Genomic DNA, 18,812 nt, shown 5'->3' on the forward strand with positions numbered 1-18,812 from the left:
ATAAGTCAGCTCGTATCACAATTAGGAAAGGAACAGACCATGAGCCTTCATATTCACGCCCCTGCCCGGCCCCACACCCTTCCCCGCGTGCAGTTTGCGCTGCGTGACATGCTCGCGGTCAGCAAACAGCGCAACGCCCTGCGCCAGCTCGACGATGCCGCGCTGAAAGATATCGGTCTGAGCCGCCGCGAGGCAGAGCGCGAGGCAAGCCGCCCGTTCTGGGATCTGCCCACTCCAAGCTGTCGCTAAAACAGGCAAATTTGGCGAGCGTTTACAAAAGCCTGAGAAAAACGCTCGCTAAAACTTGAAAAGCCGATACACCTACCCGATATTGTTGGCAAAGCCCCATACCGGGGCCGCCATTTTCATATCGGAGGTATTCATGGCAGAGTTCAACACGATCCGGACGGCGACGGGCACACGCAGCACCGCCCAGATTGACGCGGGTCTTCGCACCCACATGAACAAGGTCTACGGCACCATGTCGTTCGGCATGCTGATCACAGCCCTTGCCGCATGGGCCATCGCGGGGCTTGCCGTGACAACCGATCCTTCAGCCGCCGCCGCGCAGCTTCCCAATGGCACGATGCTGTCGGGTCTTGGCGCCGCGCTTTATCTGTCGCCGCTTAAATGGGTGGTGATGCTGGCGCCTCTCGGCTTTATCCTGTTTGGCTGGGGCTCTTTGCTGCGGCGCGGGTCTGCGGCGGCGGTACAGCTTGGCTTTTTCACATTTGCCGCGCTGATCGGTATCTCGATGAGCTCGATCTTTCTGGTCTTCACCGGATTTTCGATCGTTCAGACCTTTATCGTGACCGCCATCGCCTTTTCGTCGCTGTCGCTCTACGGCTATACCACCAAGAAAGACATCTCAGGTTGGGGCAGCTTCCTGATCATGGGCGTTGTCGGCCTTCTGGTGGCGATGCTGATCAACATGTTCCTCCAGTCGCCCGCGATGATGTTCGCGATCTCGGCGATCGGTGTTCTGGTGTTTGCCGGTCTGACCGCGTTTTACACGCAAGAGATCAAGAACACCTATGTAGCCCATGCCGCGCATGGCGATCAGGAATGGCTTGATAAGGCCGCCTATGACGGCGCGCTGAACCTCTACATCAGCTTCCTCAACATGTTCCAGTTCCTGCTGATGTTCATGGGCCAGCAAGAATAAACAGCGCCCTGAGCGCAGATATAAGAAGGGCCGGTCATCGCGACCGGCCCTTTTTGCATGTCACACCAGCGCGTGGCGCATATGGATCACCGGCAGGTCAAGCTCGGGCGTGAGGCGCATCGCCACCTCGCCCAGGGCCTCGAACCCCGTCGCGACATAGAATGGCCCGGCGTTATGCGGGCTAAGACAGTGCAGCACCCTGATGCCACTTGCCTGTGCCGTCTGAACCATCCGCGCCAGAATGCCCCCCCCGATCCCCTGACGCAGGCTCTCGGGGTCACAGGCCAGATGCCGGATGTGGGCGTGCCCCTGCGGGCAGGCGCGCCCGAAGGGGCTGATATCGCTCCAGCCGCCAACGGCCAGAATGCGCGCGCCCTCTTCGGCGAGGAAATAACGGCCTGTACCGAGCCCCCCCGGCGCGGCGAGGGTTATCACCGGCAGGGCCTCGGCCAGCACGGCACTTGAATAACAGGGCGCCAGAAGCCGCCGATAGCTGCGCGACAGCAATGAGGTGCACACCGCATGATCATCAATGGCGGCAGGGCGAATATTGAAATGGGACATCAAACTAGGCTTTCCGGTAAATTCTGCCGGCCCCCAGACACGCCCCAAATAGAAAAAGCCGCGCTGGTGTGGCGCGGCTTACTCTGTCTTGTCTGTCAGGCGATCTTACTTGATCTTGCCTTCCTTGTACTCGACATGCTTGCGCACCACGGGATCGTACTTACGTACGGTCATTTTTTCGGTCATGGTGCGTGCGTTTTTCTTGGTCACGTAGAAATGGCCCGTGCCCGCGGTCGAGTTCAGACGGATTTTGATGGTCGTCGGCTTCGCCATTTTTCATCTCCTGCGCCGGGCAGTCCTGCCGCCCGTGAATATCTCATGAAGTCTGCCTTTTAATGACGCGCGCGCCCGAGTCAACCGCGATTGTCATGTTTGGCAGGGAATAACTTGTTTTTCGCCCGCCGACCTTGAATTAGGCAGGCAAAAACCGATTTTCGGGGGGCGTTGGCGGCCCTAGTTCTGCGAAACGCGCGTCGGCTGGCGATAGAAGTGATGCACGCCAATGGTCGCGGTGCGCGGGAAATGACGGGCCCAACGCGGGTTGACGGCGCGGGTGTGATAATGGGTTGCCCCGCTCGTCAGATCACGCGGCGCGCCATCAACCATGAGCTTGGCAACCTTGCCAACCCGGCGGAATGCCTTGGGCTCGCTGATCACCTCTTTGACACCATCACAAGTATAGGTGAACTGGCACTGGAACTTGCGCCCCGTGCCCTGATGCACCACAGCGCAGACCGTGTCGGGATACTTCGGATCATCAACCCGGTTCAGGATCACCTCGGCCACGGCGAACTGGCCCTTGACGCTCTCGCCGCGCGCCTCGAAATAAAGCGCTTCTGCCAGACAGCGCCACTCGGGGCCGCCCTTGACAAGCTCTTGCTGCGACAGCCAGGTCTTGGAATATTCCACCTCGGTTTCGGGGCGGGTCAGAAAGCTTGCCATCCGGTCCCCGGAAATCGAGCGCAGGGCGCGCATTTCCTGGTCCATCAGCCTGTTCACAGGCGCATCCGCTATCGCCGGCGCCGCCATCGCCGCGAGGGTCGCGGCCAGTGCAATCCGTCTCATGCATGATCTCCTCGGTGATCGCGGTTGGTTCCGCTGCATCGGGGGGAGGTATATAAAATTGTCTGATCCGTCTACCCTGCTGGCCTGCGGCACAAAGGGCACAGCAATTTGTGCCAAGCAAAGCTTAGCTCAACATGCAGGATCTTGCGGCAATCGTGCCCGCGCCTACCCGATCTTGTCTTTGACCGTCAGCTGTGCGGCAGCAAGTCGCGCCACCGGAACCCGGAACGGAGAGCAGGAAACATAGTTGAAACCGGCATCGCGACAAAAAGAGATTGATTCGGGGTTACCGCCATGTTCACCACAAATCGACAAAACCACATCCGGATTGGCCGCACGGCCGCGCTCTGCCCCGATCTTGAGAAGCTCGCCCACGCCGTCAACATCAAGCGTGTGAAACGGGTCTTCGGGATAAACGCCCTGTTTGACGTAATCCGACATGAACCGCCCCGCATCGTCGCGCGACAGGCCATAGGTCATCTGCGTCAGATCGTTGGTGCCAAAGCTCAGGAACGAGACAAGCGGCGCAATTTCGCCGGCCCGCAGCGCGGCGCGCGGGGTTTCGACCATGACGCCCAGATGATAGGAGAAATCACAGCCGGTTTCATTGCGCACCATTGCCGCCACGGCATCAAAACGGGTCTTTACAAGTTCCACCTCGCGACGGGCGCTGACCAGCGGGATCATGATCTCTGGCACCACCGGCGCGCCGTTCCGGCTGGCCTCGATGGTGGCCTCAAAGATCGCGCGTGCCTGCATGTCATAGATTTCAGGAACGGTGATCCCGACCCGCACCCCGCGCATACCCAGCATCGGGTTATATTCGCTGAGCGCCTCAACCCGGCGGATCACATCCGACAGCGGCAGATCAAGCGCCTCGGCGAGTTGCAGGTGCCCGGCGCGATCCGTCGGCAGGAATTCGTGCAGCGGCGGATCAAACAGTCGGATACAGACCGGCTTGCCCTGCATGATACGGAAGATATCAATGAAGTCGACGCGCTGCATTGGCAGGAGTCGCTCAAGCACCGCCGCGCGATCCTTGCTGCTATCGGCAAAGATCATCTCTCGCATCACGGTGAGATGATCTGCTTCAAAGAACATATGCTCGGTCCGGCACAACCCGATCCCGCGCGCATTGAAATGGCGTGCAACCTCGGCGTCGGCAGGGGTGTCGGCATTGGCGCGCACGGCAATGTCGCGCACATCATCGGCCCAGCTCATCAGGGTCTGGAAAGATGCATCGCGCGCGGCCTCCAGAAGCGGGGTTTCTCCTGCGAGAACAAGACCGTTTGTGCCATCAATCGTGATCACCTCGCCCGCCTTGACCACCCGCTTGTCGGGCATGGTCAGCTGATTGAGGCGCACCTGAAAATGAATCTCGGAGGCCCCCACCACGCAGGGCAGGCCGATACCGCGCCCGATTACGGCGGCGTGGCTCGTCATCCCGCCCCGCTCGGTCAGAACGGCAACGGCGGAATGCATGCCGCGAATGTCCTCGGGGCTGGTTTCTCGCCGCACCAGAACGCAAGCTTCGCCGCGCGCATGTGCGACCTGGGCATCGGCGGCGGAAAACACGATCTTTCCCGAGGCTGCACCGGGGCTTGCGCCAATCCCGCGTGCCAAGATATCGCGGGGCGCTTCGGGGTCAACCTGACGGTGCAACAGCTCGTTGAGGGCGCGCGGCTCGACCCGCATAAGCGCCTCTTCGCGGGTGATGATACCGTCCTCGGCCAGGTTCACGGCGATGCCGACCGCGGCGCGGGCGTTGCGCGCCACGCGCAGCCCGTCAAGCAAAAACACCTGGCCGTTTTCGATGGTAAACTCGGCCTGCATTTCTTCGCGCAGCATTTTGCGCATCATCGCAGTATAGGTTTTGAGCGCCTCAAATGCCTCTGGCGCCAGCTCTTCCAAAGAGGGGCCACGCGGATCACGCTCCAGGAACAGCGAATCCGCGCCGCCACGCAGCGCCTCGCGGCCCTGGCTCTGGCTCAGATATCGCCCGGTGATCTGGCGCTCGCCGGTCTGGCTGTTGACAAGCTGGATCACGCCCGAGCCGCATTCCCCCTGCCCCAGGCCAAGCGCAAGCTCCTGCACCACTAGGCCAAGCCCCGCGTCGGCCGGCGCGCCCTTGGCCTGCCGCAAAAGCCGCGCCGTGGTTCCCTCCCAGGCGCGCGCCATCGAGCGCAGCACTTCAGCCAGTTGCACCGCCGGGTCCTGGGGGAATTTCTCTTCGGTTTCGGCCTCATAGGCGCGCAGGGCCTGACTTAGGCCAAGTTTGGGGTCGCTGGAAACATCGTCAAGGATATCGGGATCCAGCCGGGCGACGTGGATGGCATAGGATTGCACAAAGCGCAGGTAGATCTCGGCGGCGGCCACCTCACCGACCTTCGCGGACAAATCCCTATAGGTCGCATCGTTGATGCCGATATTGAGGATCGCACCGGGGCCACCCCAATCCGGATCTTCCGAGGAGGGGCGCACACATAAGAGCGGGGCCTCGCCAAACGGCGCCAAGAGCGCCTGCATGTCAGGCATATCCCCAGCGGCAATCGAATGAACGGCCTCAAACGACAGGGCAATCGTGCGCGGCACCGGAAGATCAAGGCGCACCAGCCGTTGCAGGCACTTCGCCCGCCCGCCATGGGTTGCGGCGTGCATCTGCGCGTCAGGGGTGATGAGGGTGATGTTTTTCTCGTCTTGCTGCACTGCGGCACCTTTCCTTTGATCGCACCATACGCGCAGTGGCGCACAAGGCAAGGGAAAGCCGCATGGCTTGTCCGGCCCCGGCGTGCCAGCCTCGCGGAAATCCCCGAGGCGGCCTGTCAGGGCCGATGAGGGGCGCTAGCCTTCGATCCGCGTCAGATCGGCAACCTGCAGACAGGTGGCGCGAATGCGGTTCAACAGGTTGAGACGATTGCGGCGCAACACCTGGTTGTCGGTGTTGATCTGCACCGCCTCGAAAAACGCATCCACCGCCGGGCGCAAGCCTGCCATGACCGCCATCGCCGCAGCAAAATCTTCGGCCTCAAGCGCGCGCGCAATCTCGGGCTCGGCGGCGTCAAGCGCCGCAAAGATCGCCTTTTCCTCATCACTTTCAGCAAATTTCGCATCGGCGCCGTAGGAGTATTCGACGCCGTCCTTCTCTTCGGCCTGGGTCAGGATGTTGTTGGCGCGCTTGAAGCCCTGCAACAGATTTTCACCATCCTCAGAGCCAAGAAACGCCCCAAGCGCCTGTGCGCGCTTGACCAACAGGGTAAGATCATCCGCGCGCGGCATCACAAGGCAGGCATCAATCACATCATGCCGAATGCCCTCGTCGCGCAGATGCACCTTCAGGCGGTCATGCAAAAAGGCCAGCAAATCCACCGAGAGCTCTGGCAAGGATGTCTCAACCCCATTCAGAACCGACCCATCGCCTGCCTCGGGTGCCTTATCCTGCGCTTTCAACCGCTCCATCACCGCATGAAAGGCCGCGCCGAATACGCCGTGATCGGCAATCTCTTCCACCACTTCCTCAAGCGTGTCGATCTCGCCGCTGCTGGCCTTGTGCCGATGCAGGGTGATTTTCTGGCGCAACAATTGCGCATCGACGAATTGCCCCAACGACAGCCGCAGGTCATTGGCCAGGATGATACGGATCACCCCAAGCCCGGCCCGGCGCAACGCGAACGGGTCTTTCGATCCGGTCGGTTTCTCGTCAATCGCCCAGAACCCGGTCAGCGTATCAAGCTTGTCGGCCAGGGCCACGGCAACCGACACGGCGCCTGTCGGCGCGGCGTCAGACGGACCGAGGGGGGAGTAGTGCTCTTCGCAGGCGGCGGCAATCTCGGGCGCAAGCCCCTCGGCCTCGGCGTAATAGCGCCCCATGAGCCCCTGCAATTCGGGGAATTCATAGACCATTTCCGATTGCAGATCGGCCTTGGCCACCGTCGCGGCAAGCCCGACCATGTCCACATCGGCGCCCAGGGCGGGGGCAAGATCACGCGACAGCGCCTCGATCCGGGCAATCCGCGCTGCCTGCGAGCCAAGCTTGTTGTGAAAGGTCACCTCAGAGAGGCCCTCGGCCATGCCCGCAAGCCCCTTGTCACGCACAAGGCGCAGGTCGTTTTCCCAGAAAAACTTTGCATCCGACAGACGCGCCGACAACACTTTTTGATTGCCGGCAAGGATCGTCGCACCATGATCGGCGGTCTCGACATTGGCGACGGTGACAAAGCGTTCGATCCGCCCTGTCTTGGGATTTCTCACCGAAAAGAACTTCTGGTGCTCGCGCATGCTGGTCTGAAGCACCTCGCCGGGCAGGCCAAGGAAATCCTCGCCGATCTGCCCCATCAGGACCACCGGCCATTCCACAAGGCCCGACACCTCTGCCAAAAGGCCGGGGTCCTCGACAAGTTCAAGACCGGCGGCAAAGGCCTGATTGCCTGCGTCCTGCCAGATGTGATCGGCGCGTTCCTGCGCCTCAAGCACCACATGATCGCGTCGGAGCTTGGCGCGGTAATCGTCAAACGAGCTTACGGCAAATGCGCCCTCGCCCATAAAGCGATGGCCCTGCGTGGTGTTGCCGGCCGGAATGCCGTCAATTTCAAGGTCAACCACCGTGGCCTCGCCCATCTCGTCGGTCAGGATGCAAAGGATCGAATGCAGCGGGCGCACCCACCGCAGACTTCCGGCACCCCAGCGCATGGATTTGGGCCAGGGGAAATTACGGATGATCTTTTCAAGTTCTTCGGCCACGATCTCGGCGGCGGGGCGCCCCGGACGGGTGATGGTGGCGTAATAGACCTGGCCTTTTTTCTCGTCGCGCACTTCAAGCTGATCGCGGGTCACTCCGGCGCCGCGCAGGAACCCCTCGATCGCCTTTTCGGGCGCATCGACACGCGGGCCTTTGCGCTCTTCGCGGGTTGTGGGGCTGGTGGCCAGCAATCCCTCAACCGCAAGCGCAAGACGGCGCGGCGTGGCAAAACCGGCGGCCCCGCCATAGGTCAGGCCCGCCTCTACAAGCGCATCGGTCATGCGTTTCTTGAGGTCTTCGGCCGCGCGCGCCTGCATGCGGGCGGGGATTTCCTCGGAAAACAGTTCGATCAGAAGATCCGGCATATCACTCAATACCCTTTGGGAGGTTCGGGGCAGTCATCGGGCGCGCGCTGACCATCAAAGACAACCGCACCGCAGCGGTTGATCTGATGCCAGACAAAGCCGCGCCCGTCATCGGTAATGGCAACAACGCGGTCAACGCCATAAGACACGTCGCGCTGCCCAAGATAGGCAAGCGCCCGTCCCTCTTCCAGCGCAAGACCGATGGCCTGTGCATCATAGCACTCAAACCAGCCCGGCGCGGTCAGCGGCTCGGCGGTCTCGTAAATCTCATAGGTCTCGCTGAGCATGGCGTTGCTCATCGTGGTGGTGAAACAGGCGCGATAGCGGATCGGCGAGCTGTCGGCATCAATCGCCTCGAACCCGTCATAAAGCACCGGCTCGGCCTTGCCCGACACCAGCGAGGTCAATTGCACGTCATCGGTGCCACGCGCCGCCACGTTTTCATAAAAGTGATAGACCTGCAAATAATACATGGCCGCACCGGCCACCAAAGCTGTGACCAGGATCACCCCCGCTAATATCTTGCCCATCATGCGGCGTATCCCCCCGCTTCGGTCTGCACGAAGGCATCGGCGCATTTCTTGGCCAGGGCCCGCACACGCCCGATATAGGCCTGTCGTTCGGTCACACTGATCACGCCGCGTGCGTCCAGCAGGTTGAAAAGGTGGCTTGCCTTGATGCATTGATCATAGGCCGGATGCACCATCACGATCCGCTGACCTGTCTTGGGGTCTTCATAGGGATGGCTCAGGATCGCCTCGCATTCGGCCTCGGCCTCTTCAAAGTGGCGCAACAAAACCTCGGTATTGGCGATATCAAAGTTCCAGCGGCTGTATTCCTGCTCGGTCTGACGAAACACATCGCCATAGCTGAGCGGGATCGGCGCGGCGGGGTCGTTGAACGGCATGTCCATCACATGATCGACGCCAAGCACATACATCGCCAGGCGCTCAAGCCCGTAGGTCAGCTCGCCCGAGACCGGCGCGCAATCATGCCCGCCGACCTGTTGGAAATAGGTGAACTGGCTGACTTCCATACCATCGCACCAGACCTCCCAGCCAAGGCCCCATGCGCCAAGGGTCGGGCTTTCCCAGTCATCCTCGACAAAGCGGATATCGTGCAGATCCATGTCGATACCAATCGCCTTGAGCGAGCCAAGGTAAAGATCCTGAAGATTGGGCGGGCTCGGTTTGATCAGCACCTGATACTGATAATAATGCTGAAGGCGGTTCGGGTTCTCGCCATAGCGCCCGTCGGTGGGACGGCGCGAGGGTTGCACATAGGCCGCCGCCCAGGGTTTGGACCCCAATGAGCGCAACGTCGTGGCCGGGTGAAACGTGCCGGCGCCCACTTCCATGTCATAGGGTTGCATCATCGCACAGCCCTGCCCCGCCCAATAGGTCTGAAGCCGCAGGATGATTTCCTGAAAACTGCGTGGTTTGCCGTTTGTTTGCGCCATCTTCGCCCCCGGGGACCGCCCCTGAAATTGCCAGTTGTACCTACGGCCCCCGTGCGTCAGGGTCAATCAGGCCATGGCGCATATTTTGGGTGCATCGCGCGGCATTTTTGCTAAAACCCCTTAAAGCCCCGATGCGAACAGACAGGGCAGGAATTAAGGGAAGCCGATGACGCGTTACTTTTTGGGATTTATGTTAACGATTTTGCTCTGCGCACCTGCGGCCTGGTCACAGGACGAACCGCTTGTCTGGGTCCAGATCGAAGCCCAGCCAAGCCTTGCCGAAGCCCAGGCCAGTGCCCGCCGCTATGGCGCGGATTTGCAGGATGTGAACGGGTTTTCCCTCGGGCGCGGCTGGTATGGGATTGCCCTTGGCCCCTATCGGCGCGACGAGGCCGAGCGCGTGCTTCAGGTCTATCGCAACGAGGGCGTGATCGCGCGCGACAGCTATATCGCCGAATCCTCTGATTTTCAGCGTCAGTTCTGGCCGGTCGGGGCCAACCTGTTGACACGCACCGAACCCGCCGTGCCCCAGCCCCTTGCGCAGGCCCCCGAAACCGCCGCCGCGCCAGACCCCGCCGCGCCGGATGAGACCCCGCGCGAGGCCCGCGCAAGCGAGGCCCGGCTTGACCGCGACGGCCGCGCCGCGCTTCAGATCGCCCTCAAGTGGGCCGGCTTTTACGGCGGCGCAATCGACGCGGCCTTTGGTCAGGGCACCCGCGCCTCGATGGGCCGCTGGCAAGAGGCCAACAATTTTGAGGTGACCGGCATTCTGACCACCGCGCAACGCCGCGAACTGCTGCGCCAGTATAACGCCGTTCTCGAAGGGCTTGGCCTTGAGATGGTGCGCGACACGGCAACCGGCATCGCCGTCAAGCTGCCGATGGGCGTGGTGGAGTTCGACCGCTACGAGCCGCCTTTCGCGCATTTCAAATCCAAGGGCGATATCGACGCGCGGGTTCTGTTGATCAGCCAGGAGGGTGACCGCAACACACTGGCCGGGCTGTACGACGTCATGCAAACCCTTGAAATCGTGCCGAAAACCGGGCCGCGCAACCTTGAACGCGACAGCTTTCGCCTGATTGGCGAGGGCGCGTTGCAGATTTCGCAGACCGAAGTCTGGCTGCGTGATGGGCAGATCAAGGGCTTTACGCTGATCTGGCCTGCGGGAGACGAAGAGCGCCGCAGCCGCCTTTTGGGCCAGATGCAGGACAGCTTCGACTGGCTCAGCGGCACGCTTGACCCGACGGCCGGCAATACCGCCGAGCAGCGCATTGATCTGATTTCTGGGTTGGAAGTGCGCAAGCCCAGGCTGTCGCGCTCTGGCTTTTACGCTGATCAGGACGGCGCTGTTCTGACCACCTCCGAGGTGGTGCAAAACTGTGGCCGCATCACAATCGACGATATGTATGACGCGGCCATCAGCCTAGACGACGCCGGGCTTGGCATCGCCCTCTTGCGCCCCACCGAGCGGCTTGCGCCACAGAACGTGGCCACGTTTCAGGACCTGACCCCGCGGCTGATGTCTGAAATCGCGGTTGCGGGCTATTCCTATGGCGGCATTCTGGGCGCGCCGACGATGACCTTTGGACAGCTCGCCGACCTGCGCGGCCTGAACGGCGAAGAGCACCTCAAGCGGCTGGCGATCACCGCGCTTGACGGCGATGCCGGCGGGCCGGTGCTTGATGCGGGCGGCGCGGTTCTGGGGATGCTTTTGCCGCATGTCCAGAACGGGCGCGCCCTGCCCGAGGGGGTTAGCTTTGCCGCCGATACCGGTGCTCTGCGCCAGGTTTTGCTGCAAAACGGCATCACGCCACGCATCACCGCGGAACTGGGTGATATCCCCGCTGAGGCGCTGACTAATCGCGCCGGGGCGATGACCGTGCTGGTCAGCTGCTGGGAATAACCCCGCCTTAATTTAATGCAAATCCTAAGTATTAACGGCGTCCCGAGAGGGGCGCCGTTAAGGTTTTGGAAAGGGCTTCAGGACACCCTGACGGCATGTGGTGAGGGGTATTGCCCGGCGGGGATCCGGGCCAGGTCAGGAGTTACCAAAATGAAGAAATTCGCGTTAGTCGCGGCGTCAGCGCTTATTGTACTCGCCGGTGTGGCGCAGGCCGATGTCGGCAGTAAAGTCGGGCGCGCAACCAAAATCAAAAGGGGAACCAGCTCTGTCATGCCGACCGAAGGCTATAGTTCGCAATGGTGGTCGCATCCGATTGGCTGTGAGTACTCGCGCGCCGGTCGGCCCGGTGAAACGGTCTGGTATCTGATCATCAACACCGCGCGCCCCGGCTGTCCGACCTATATCGTCCAGCACGGCTTTAGCGATGTCTACTGACCGCTAGCCTGCCCCCAGTGCCGAGGTCATATGGATAAGCGTCGGGCGGTCCGCAACAAGCGCCGCCCGCACCGCATCCTGTAATGCGCGGTGAGTTTGCGGCGCCTCTGCATAGGCGCCATAGGCCCGTGCAAGCGCGCAGAAATCGGGGTTATGGGCGATCACCGCATTGGGCGCGATCTGGGCGCGCACCATGCTGTCCTCGATTTCTTTCAGCTTGCCATTGTCCCAGAGCAGGATCGGCAAAGACAACCCAAGTTCGACCGCCGTGCCAAGCTCCTGCACCGTGTATTGAAACCCGTAATCCCCCGCGATGGCGATCGTCGGCTTACCGCGCCGTGCCACCGCCCCGCCAATCGCGGCGGGCAGGGCATAGCCAAGCGTGCCAAAGCCCGAGGGGTGATGCCAATGGCCCGGATGCGCCATCGGCCAGACCTCGTTGGCGACATAGGCGAATTGGGTCATGTCCGAATAGATCATCGTATCTTCGGGCAAAGCGCCGCGCAGCACCTCGCAGAGCGGGGCCACACCCGGACGCTCGGCATCGCTCTCGGCGCGCCACCGCGCCCGCGCCGCCGCAACATCGCCCGCGCGCCAGCCATTTGTGTGGCGCAACTCGCGCATCAAAAGAGCATCGGCCAAGGCCCTCGCATCGGCCAGAACGGGGGTATCGCAATTGGGTGCCCCGCCAAGCTGTGCGGCATCAATATCCACCCGGATCAGCGGCGCCGCATGCCCCAACTCATCGCGCCAGAGATCATTTTCCGACAGTTCCGTGCCCACCGCCAGAACAAGATCTGCCTCGGCGATCACGCTCGCACTTTCGGGGCGCGCAAGGTAGGTGCCGAAATCAAGCGGGGCCTCGGCCCCCATGATGCCGCGCCCGGCATAGGTGGTGAAGGTCGCCGCGCCAAGCCGCGCCACCACTTGCCGCCAGGCATCAGTCGCGCGCACCGCGCCGCCGCCAAGGATGACAAGCGGCTTTTGCGCGCCGTTCAGCGCCTCGGCCACGCGATCGACAACCTGCTCCGCAACTGCGGGAGCCACCGCCAGCGGGCGGGCATCAGGCGCGGCACTCGCCCCCCCTTCGAGCGCGGAAATCGGCACCTGAATATGTTTGGGGCGGGCGCGCGTGCTGGCAAACTCGGCCAGGGCCCGGTCAACGAGGTGATAGGCGCTTCGCGCATCGCGGGCCTCATGGCTCCAGTCGCAGACACAGGCCGCCGCGCCGCATTGGTCCAGCATCTGGTGCAATTGCCCGGTCCTGGCCGCCACATCGTCAAGACAGGAGGACAGCACCAGAACCGGCACAGAATCCGAATAGGCCTGCCCCATCGGCGTCATGATATTGCACAACCCCGGCCCGGTGATCACATAGGCCACCCCCGGCTTGCCGGTGGCGCGGGCATAGCCATCGGCCATAAAGCCCGCCCCCTGTTCGTGGCGCGCCAGAACATGGGTGATGCCCGCCTCTTCAATGCCGCGATACATTTCCTGATTATGCACGCCGGGAATGCCGAAAATGGTCTCGACCCCGCGCGCCTTGAGCATATGGCTTATCTGCGCCCCAAGCGGGGTCTGCGCGCGGAATGTAGCGGGTTGTTCAGCCATAGGATGTCTCCCAAAAACAGGTGTCAGGGTCGCCAGAAGGCGGGCAAAAGCAACACGATGACCGCGACGATTTCAAGCCGCCCCATCAGCATCGCAAGGATCATCAGCGCCTTGGCCTCATCCGGAAATCCATGCAGCGCGCCGCTTGCGGCGACGTTTTCGCCAAACACCGGGCCGATATTGAAAATCGAGGTCCAGGCCGCGGTGACCGATTCCAGCAAGGTCAGTCCGGTCAATTCCAGCGCCACGCTGAAAAACCCGAGCGACAGGATGTAGAAGGTGAACAAAAGCATCACCGATTGCAGAACCTCATCCTCGACCCGACGCCCCTCGTGGCGCAGGATCATCACGCTGGACGGGTTGAAAATTCGCCGCGTCTGCTGGGCAAGTGCGTTCAACATAAGCTGATAGCGGAAAATCTTGATCGAACAGCCGGTCGAGCCGGTACAGCCGCCGATCGCCCCCACGATGATCAGCACCACGAAGGGCATGTGCCCCCATCCCATCAGATCGCCATCGCCATAGCCGGTGCCCGAAAAGATCGAGACGACGTTGAACAGCCGCTCGCGAAACCGCTCTTCGCTAAGCTCGCCAAGCTCGACAAGGTCATAGCCCACCACAAGGATCACCGCATAGCCGATCCAGCGCAGATAGGTGCGCACCTGCGTGTCGTGCAACAGCGGGCGGATATTGCCCTGCACCCCCTGCATCATGCGCACGAAGGGCAGGCTTGCGAGGATCATGAAGACCACCGCCACATATTGCGGCGCACCGGGGAAAGAGGCGAAGGACGCGTCCGACGTCGAAAAGCCGCCGGTCGACACGGTCGTCAATGAATGCACCGTCGCCTCGAAGGCATCCATGCCGAGCGCAAGGTAGAACAGGGTGCAGATCGCGGTGAGGCCAAGATAGACGTTCAGCACGCCTTTGGAGATATCAATCGTGCGCGGCAGGGCCTTGCCGAAGGTGTCAAACCCCTCGGAGCGGAAAAACTGCATGCCGCCGACGCGCATCACCGGCAGGAACACCAGCGCCACGATCACGATCCCAAGCCCGCCCAGCCATTGCAGGATGCCCCGCCACAGCAGGATGCCCTTGGGCAGGTCATCCAGCCCCTCAAGAACCGTCGTGCCGGTTGTGGTCAGCCCGGACATCGATTCGAAATAGGCATCGACAAAGCCAAGCCTGGTCTCGCCAAGCATGAACGGGATCGCGCCAAAGAGCGGCAGCATCGCCCAGACCAGCGTGGTCAGCAAAAACGATTGCTGAATGGTAAGCCCCTCTTCAATCGAGTTTTTACAGGCAAGCGCCACCAGACCGCCAATCAGGCAGGTGATGATAAGGCTCTCGGCAAACACCGGCCAATGCTCGCGCCCCTCGGCGATATCCACCAAGAGCGGCAACGCCATGGTAAGCCCCATGGCCATGACCATCAGGCCAACAAGATATCCCACGGGACGCATATCAAACATGACGCGCAGAGTTGGGCTTTGGGCGCGGTGCTGTCAAGCGGGATGCGCGGCTTTGGGCGATGGTTCAGCCCGATAGGATATCCTCGAACACGAAGGCCGGGATATCCTTGCGCGCAAGCCCCATCGCGGCCAGCTCGCTATCGCTCAGCTCGTACATCTCGGCCAGGCTGGCAAGGCGTTTGCGGCTGATAAGATAGCCATTCATCCCGGCCGCATGTTCGGCCAGAAACAGATCCAGATCGCGCTGCCATGGCGGCGGTGAAAATCGGGAGTACAGGTCTTGGTCGGCCATTTGGAACCCCTTTCGTCGGATCAAAAGACGGGCTCCTCCCTGAGGCTGATATAGCGCGGGCTTGCCTTGATTTCTTGCGGGAAGTGAACCAACACGAAAAGTGTTGCCGCAATGCAGCATAAAGAAACCCCGGCGGGATTGGCCCACCGGGGTACTCTGGCACTCCGCCGGCCCTTGAAGGGCTCAGGCGTAAAACAGGTCTTTGAAAACGTGATAGGCGATGTCTTCGCGCCGGATGCCCATGCGCGTCAGCTCTGCGTCGGATTTCGCTTCCAGCGCTTCGATCCGGTTGCGGCGCGATGTGACCTGGCTGTGACGCTCAAGGCCGCGCACCAAGGCCGCGGTGAATTTTTTCCAGCCGTCGCGCAGGGGCGATGCCGGGATGTTCGTTGCAATGTTCGCCATTGGAAACCTCACTTGCTTTGGTGTTCAGGTTTCCTCCCTGCTCACAAGGTAGGTCAGCGCCATTGACGTTACCACCGTCAATTCGGAATGGCCGGGTTGCACCAGATGCATCCCGGCCTGCAAGTCGTTATTTTCTTTTGCTTTTCTTGCCACGCACGGGCATGGCGGGCGGCATGGACGGTTTGCGGTGGGCCTTGGCCGAAACCGAGGTCGGCTCGCTGGCTTTAGCGGTCGGTGCGACAGGCGCGGCTGGCGTGGCTTTGACCTCTGCCTTAAGCGGGCTTTGCGCCGGAACGGGTTCTGTCACCGGGGCCGCTCTGGGCGCTTCGACTTTCGCCGGGGCCGTAACCGTGGCTTTGGCGACCGGTGCCTGCGCAACCGAGGTCTCTTTTTTCACAGGTGCCGGTGCTTCGGCCAGCGGCTTTACCGCTATGGCGGGCTTGGCCACGGATGGGGTCACCGGCTTGGCGACGGGCTCGGCAACCGCCACCTTTGCACGCGTCGGCGTGGCAGTGGCCGCACGCGGCGCGCGGGTCGGCGTCGCGGCTTTTGCCTTCAACTGACCTCCGAAAGGTCCGGCCTGCCATGTGGCCTGTCCAATGACCTGCGCCACGCGCAGATTGCTTTCGATCATGTAGCCGGCAAAGCGCAGTCCGGCAGCGGAAAGTTTAAGCGGATAGTCGGGAGCAAGCATATCAGTATCCTTTTGAGCCAATGCAGGAGCGCGTTACCGGAGTCGAGTGACACCAGCGTAACGCGAGGCAGGGAGTCGGTGTCACTGAATTGGCTTAACGTCAATTCCATGCACGCACGATACGCGGTAATCTGCTGAAATTTTACACGCCACGCAGGGCAAATGGGCAGATCACCCCGCCTTAGCGCCCATGAATCAGCGTGTGAAACAACTTGGGATCAATGCTGTCAGAGGCAAAGGTCTCACCCTCGGTCAAAACGCTAACCGCATCGTGACTATGCAGACTTTCCTGATGGCTCGCGATCACCCGGAAATCGCCAATCCGCGGATCGCCAAGCAATTGCTCGCAGAAAAGGCGCGCGGCATCCTCGACAAAGATCGGATTGGCGGCATTCAACTCGGCAAAGGCCTGTTCATCCTCGCGCTTGACCATGACCTGTGTCTCGGTCGGCACCGCGCGGCGGGCCAGCTCGATCAGATCCTCGAACCACAGGCAATCTCCCGGCATCACCTCGACCGAGAGTCGCGCAACCGAGCGCTGCGAATGCGGCGTCGCCAGTTGACCGCGCGCCGAACGTGCATGTTCCGAAAGCTCAAGCGAACAGGGGCAGGTCGAGGAATAGACGTAATCAAGATGCATGAACTTGCGCCGCGCACCGCCGGTCTCCACCAACTCAAGCGCGATATCGTAATACTGAAACCCGTCCAGCCCCGAGCGCAAGGAACGCACCCGCGCCGGATAAGACAGCCGCATTTGCAGACGCGCATCGAGACTGTCGAGATCGGTGATGTAATCGTTCAGCGCCGCTTCCATCACCTCGAAACTAAAGGTTTTTTCGGCATGCTTGTAAAAGCTGCGCATGATCCGGGACATGTTGATGCCCTTGCGGTCGGCCTCAAGGCTGACGGTGCCGGTCACCGCGGTTTCCAGCGTCAGATCGCCATTGTCACGGGTATGAAATCCGATCGGCAGGCGGAAATTGGAAATTCCCACATGCTGAAGATGCTGCTTGCTGCCACGGATAAGAGAACTTGGCCCGTTCTGAAGATCGGGCAGCGTGGCGCGATAGGCCCCATCGACGGTGAAGTCCTCTGGGTAATGCCGCGTCAGCGCCGGATAGTTCGACATCCGCCCCGTCGGCAAAAGCCGCGCGATCGACGGCTCAAGATCGGCCACCTCTTCGGGCGTGGCCGTTTGCGCCCAGGCACGCAACAAGGCAAGCGCCTGTTTCGCGTCATCCCGATCCGGCGCGCTATTCATCTTGGGCGGGTGCACATTCATCACCAGGTTCCTTTTACGTGCTGCCAGACTTATGACATAGGGCGGCTTGAAACAAATTGCCAATTTCGTAATGATATACGGCAAAAGCGGCAAAATGGATCAAACACGCCCCGGATCATGCGGTCCAAGGAGGCCCGCGCCTAGCCGGCGGCATCCAGCGCGCGAGTGATATCGGCAATCAGATCGTCGCAATCTTCAAGCCCCACACTCAAGCGCACAAGGCCCGGCGTGATGCCAAGGCTCGCCTTTTGCGCGGCCGGAAGACGCTGATGCGTGGTGGTGGCGGGATGGGTCGCAATCGACTTGGCATCGCCCAGGTTGTTGGAAATCACCACGATCTCCAGCGCGTTCAAGAATCGAAACGCCGCCTCTTGCCCGCCCTTGAGGTCAAGCGCAAGAACAGTGCCGCCCTTGCCCATTTCACGCAGGACAAGATCATGCTGGGCATGGCTCGGATGCCCCGGATAGATCGCCCGCGCCAAGGCGTCGTGCCCTTGCAGGGCCTCGGCAATCGCGAGGGCCGTATCGGCCTGGGCGCGCACCCGAAGATCAATGGTTTCCAACCCCTTGAGCATGATCCAGGCGGTAAAGGGCGACATCGAGCCGCCGGTATGCTTCATGTAGGGCTCAAGCGTGCCTCGAATAAAGTCGCGCGTGCCAAGCACGACCCCGCCAAGGGCACGCCCCTGCCCGTCGATATGCTTGGTGGCGGAATAGACAACCACATCGACGCCCTGCTCAACCGCGTTGGAAAAGACCGGCGTGGCAAAGACATTGTCCACGATCACCAGCGCCCCGACGGCATGGGCCATCCTGGAGACCGCGGCCGCGTCGATCACCTCAAGCGTCGGATTGGCAATTGATTCGAAAAAGACCACCTTGGTGTCCGACCGGATCGCCGCCTGCCATTGCGCAAGATCGGTTCCATCGACGAATGTCACCTCGACACCGAACCGCGTCAGAACCTCTTCGAGCACGTAAAGACACGAGCCGAACAACGCCCGCGCCGACACCACATGATCGCCCGCCCGCAAGCAAGAGGTCAGCGCGCCACTGACCGCCGCCATGCCGCTGGCGGTGGCAAAGGCATCCTCGGTGCCCTCAAGCGCCGCGATCCGGTCTTCGAACATGGCCACTGTCGGATTGCCGTAGCGGGCATAGATAAACTCGTCGGGGCCTGCCTTGATAAAGCGCTCTTCGGCGGCCTCGGCGCTCTCATAGACAAAGCCCTGGGTTAGAAAAATAGCCTCGCTGACCTCGTTATACTGACTGCGACGGGTGCCGCTGTGCACCATTCTGGTGCGACGTTTCCAAGTCTCGCTCATGTTCGTCCTCCGGGCGTAATCGCCCACAAAAAAAGCCCCG

18 protein-coding genes are annotated in these 18,812 nt (G+C 61.4%); 4 read left to right on the plus strand and 14 right to left on the minus strand.

What is annotated here, in order from left to right:
• Positions 1 to 39: 39 nt before the first annotated feature.
• Positions 40 to 249, plus strand: a complete 210-nt coding sequence (locus tag BUB78_RS08520) for a DUF1127 domain-containing protein (protein WP_073197065.1) — start codon at positions 40 to 42, stop codon at positions 247 to 249.
• A 133-nt stretch (positions 250 to 382) separates the two neighbouring features.
• On the plus strand, positions 383 to 1,165 hold the full coding sequence (locus BUB78_RS08525; protein ID WP_073197068.1) for a Bax inhibitor-1/YccA family protein: 783 nt from the start codon (positions 383 to 385) through the stop codon (positions 1,163 to 1,165).
• Positions 1,166 to 1,225: 60 nt separating this feature from the next.
• Here BUB78_RS08525 and BUB78_RS08530 read toward each other — a convergent pair whose 3' ends face one another.
• From BUB78_RS08530 to BUB78_RS08560, 7 genes are all read right to left on the minus strand, one after another.
• Entirely contained in the window at positions 1,226 to 1,729 is a 504-nt protein-coding gene (locus BUB78_RS08530; RefSeq protein ID WP_073197070.1) for a GNAT family N-acetyltransferase, read from the minus strand.
• Between the two features lie 105 nt (positions 1,730 to 1,834).
• The gene (rpmG, locus tag BUB78_RS08535) at positions 1,835 to 2,002 is read right to left on the minus strand and encodes a 50S ribosomal protein L33 (protein WP_007799108.1); all 168 of its coding nucleotides are present in this window, start codon (positions 2,000 to 2,002) and stop codon (positions 1,835 to 1,837) included.
• 180 nt (positions 2,003 to 2,182) lie between these two features.
• Positions 2,183 to 2,794, minus strand: a complete 612-nt coding sequence (locus tag BUB78_RS08540; protein ID WP_073197072.1) for a cell wall hydrolase — start codon at positions 2,792 to 2,794, stop codon at positions 2,183 to 2,185.
• A gap of 165 nt (positions 2,795 to 2,959) precedes the next feature.
• Positions 2,960 to 5,452 (minus strand): putative PEP-binding protein, encoded by a 2,493-nt coding sequence (locus tag BUB78_RS08545; RefSeq protein ID WP_425442162.1) that lies wholly within the window; start codon positions 5,450 to 5,452, stop codon positions 2,960 to 2,962.
• Positions 5,453 to 5,635: 183 nt separating this feature from the next.
• Positions 5,636 to 7,894 carry a glycine--tRNA ligase subunit beta gene (gene glyS, locus BUB78_RS08550; protein WP_073197076.1) on the minus strand — a complete coding sequence of 753 codons (2,259 nt, stop codon included), beginning with the start codon at positions 7,892 to 7,894 and terminating at the stop codon, positions 5,636 to 5,638.
• A 5-nt stretch (positions 7,895 to 7,899) separates the two neighbouring features.
• The gene (locus BUB78_RS08555) at positions 7,900 to 8,424 is read right to left on the minus strand and encodes a DUF6446 family protein (protein WP_073197078.1); all 525 of its coding nucleotides are present in this window, start codon (positions 8,422 to 8,424) and stop codon (positions 7,900 to 7,902) included.
• Complete coding sequence (locus BUB78_RS08560; RefSeq protein ID WP_073197080.1) at positions 8,424 to 9,353, minus strand: glycine--tRNA ligase subunit alpha; 930 nt, start codon at positions 9,351 to 9,353, stop codon at positions 8,424 to 8,426. Before BUB78_RS08560 ends, BUB78_RS08555 begins: the two co-directional genes overlap by 1 nt.
• Before the next feature lie 166 nt (positions 9,354 to 9,519).
• On the opposite strand from BUB78_RS08560, the gene BUB78_RS08565 reads away from it, so the two are divergent.
• The gene (locus BUB78_RS08565) at positions 9,520 to 11,256 is read left to right on the plus strand and encodes a serine protease (RefSeq protein WP_073197081.1); all 1,737 of its coding nucleotides are present in this window, start codon (positions 9,520 to 9,522) and stop codon (positions 11,254 to 11,256) included.
• Between the two features lie 150 nt (positions 11,257 to 11,406).
• On the plus strand, positions 11,407 to 11,691 hold the full coding sequence (locus BUB78_RS08570) for a hypothetical protein (protein WP_073197083.1): 285 nt from the start codon (positions 11,407 to 11,409) through the stop codon (positions 11,689 to 11,691).
• Between the two features lie 3 nt (positions 11,692 to 11,694).
• Here BUB78_RS08570 and BUB78_RS08575 read toward each other — a convergent pair whose 3' ends face one another.
• The 7 genes from BUB78_RS08575 to metZ form a co-directional block, all read right to left on the minus strand.
• Positions 11,695 to 13,302 (minus strand): 5-guanidino-2-oxopentanoate decarboxylase, encoded by a 1,608-nt coding sequence (locus BUB78_RS08575; RefSeq protein WP_073197085.1) that lies wholly within the window; start codon positions 13,300 to 13,302, stop codon positions 11,695 to 11,697.
• 23 nt (positions 13,303 to 13,325) lie between these two features.
• Positions 13,326 to 14,774, minus strand: a complete 1,449-nt coding sequence (locus tag BUB78_RS08580; RefSeq protein WP_073197087.1) for a TrkH family potassium uptake protein — start codon at positions 14,772 to 14,774, stop codon at positions 13,326 to 13,328.
• A 64-nt stretch (positions 14,775 to 14,838) separates the two neighbouring features.
• Positions 14,839 to 15,066 carry a hypothetical protein gene (locus BUB78_RS08585; protein WP_073197089.1) on the minus strand — a complete coding sequence of 76 codons (228 nt, stop codon included), beginning with the start codon at positions 15,064 to 15,066 and terminating at the stop codon, positions 14,839 to 14,841.
• Between the two features lie 183 nt (positions 15,067 to 15,249).
• On the minus strand, positions 15,250 to 15,471 hold the full coding sequence (locus BUB78_RS08590) for a hypothetical protein (RefSeq protein WP_073197090.1): 222 nt from the start codon (positions 15,469 to 15,471) through the stop codon (positions 15,250 to 15,252).
• 127 nt (positions 15,472 to 15,598) lie between these two features.
• Positions 15,599 to 16,165, minus strand: coding sequence for a hypothetical protein (locus tag BUB78_RS08595; protein ID WP_073197092.1), 567 nt, complete (start codon positions 16,163 to 16,165; stop codon positions 15,599 to 15,601).
• 181 nt (positions 16,166 to 16,346) lie between these two features.
• On the minus strand, positions 16,347 to 17,447 hold the full coding sequence (folE2, locus tag BUB78_RS08600; RefSeq protein WP_073197094.1) for a GTP cyclohydrolase FolE2: 1,101 nt from the start codon (positions 17,445 to 17,447) through the stop codon (positions 16,347 to 16,349).
• 140 nt (positions 17,448 to 17,587) lie between these two features.
• Positions 17,588 to 18,772 carry an O-succinylhomoserine sulfhydrylase gene (metZ, locus tag BUB78_RS08605; RefSeq protein WP_073197096.1) on the minus strand — a complete coding sequence of 395 codons (1,185 nt, stop codon included), beginning with the start codon at positions 18,770 to 18,772 and terminating at the stop codon, positions 17,588 to 17,590.
• Positions 18,773 to 18,812 lie beyond the last annotated feature (40 nt).

Origin of the sequence: Roseovarius marisflavi (genome assembly GCF_900142625.1) — a bacterium.
Lineage (GTDB): Bacteria > Pseudomonadota > Alphaproteobacteria > Rhodobacterales > Rhodobacteraceae > Roseovarius > Roseovarius marisflavi.

Excerpts from the sequence above, each read along its gene's own strand:
- BUB78_RS08520 (WP_073197065.1), top strand. The coding sequence starts at position 40 with ATGAGCCTTCATATTCACGCCCCTGCCCGGCCCCACACCCTTCCCCGC.
- BUB78_RS08540 (WP_073197072.1), bottom strand. The coding sequence starts at position 2,794 with ATGAGACGGATTGCACTGGCCGCGACCCTCGCGGCGATGGCGGCGCCG.
- BUB78_RS08590 (WP_073197090.1), bottom strand. The coding sequence starts at position 15,471 with ATGGCGAACATTGCAACGAACATCCCGGCATCGCCCCTGCGCGACGGC.
- BUB78_RS08570 (WP_073197083.1), top strand. The coding sequence starts at position 11,407 with ATGAAGAAATTCGCGTTAGTCGCGGCGTCAGCGCTTATTGTACTCGCC.
- BUB78_RS08555 (WP_073197078.1), bottom strand. The coding sequence starts at position 8,424 with ATGGGCAAGATATTAGCGGGGGTGATCCTGGTCACAGCTTTGGTGGCC.
- BUB78_RS08580 (WP_073197087.1), bottom strand. The coding sequence starts at position 14,774 with ATGTTTGATATGCGTCCCGTGGGATATCTTGTTGGCCTGATGGTCATG.
- BUB78_RS08585 (WP_073197089.1), bottom strand. The coding sequence starts at position 15,066 with ATGGCCGACCAAGACCTGTACTCCCGATTTTCACCGCCGCCATGGCAG.
- rpmG (WP_007799108.1), bottom strand. The coding sequence starts at position 2,002 with ATGGCGAAGCCGACGACCATCAAAATCCGTCTGAACTCGACCGCGGGC.
- glyS (WP_073197076.1), bottom strand. The coding sequence starts at position 7,894 with ATGCCGGATCTTCTGATCGAACTGTTTTCCGAGGAAATCCCCGCCCGC.
- BUB78_RS08565 (WP_073197081.1), top strand. The coding sequence starts at position 9,520 with ATGACGCGTTACTTTTTGGGATTTATGTTAACGATTTTGCTCTGCGCA.
- BUB78_RS08575 (WP_073197085.1), bottom strand. The coding sequence starts at position 13,302 with ATGGCTGAACAACCCGCTACATTCCGCGCGCAGACCCCGCTTGGGGCG.
- metZ (WP_073197096.1), bottom strand. The coding sequence starts at position 18,772 with ATGAGCGAGACTTGGAAACGTCGCACCAGAATGGTGCACAGCGGCACC.
- BUB78_RS08595 (WP_073197092.1), bottom strand. The coding sequence starts at position 16,165 with ATGCTTGCTCCCGACTATCCGCTTAAACTTTCCGCTGCCGGACTGCGC.
- folE2 (WP_073197094.1), bottom strand. The coding sequence starts at position 17,447 with ATGAATGTGCACCCGCCCAAGATGAATAGCGCGCCGGATCGGGATGAC.
- BUB78_RS08525 (WP_073197068.1), top strand. The coding sequence starts at position 383 with ATGGCAGAGTTCAACACGATCCGGACGGCGACGGGCACACGCAGCACC.
- BUB78_RS08530 (WP_073197070.1), bottom strand. The coding sequence starts at position 1,729 with ATGTCCCATTTCAATATTCGCCCTGCCGCCATTGATGATCATGCGGTG.
- BUB78_RS08545 (WP_425442162.1), bottom strand. The coding sequence starts at position 5,452 with ATGCACGCCGCAACCCATGGCGGGCGGGCGAAGTGCCTGCAACGGCTG.
- BUB78_RS08560 (WP_073197080.1), bottom strand. The coding sequence starts at position 9,353 with ATGGCGCAAACAAACGGCAAACCACGCAGTTTTCAGGAAATCATCCTG.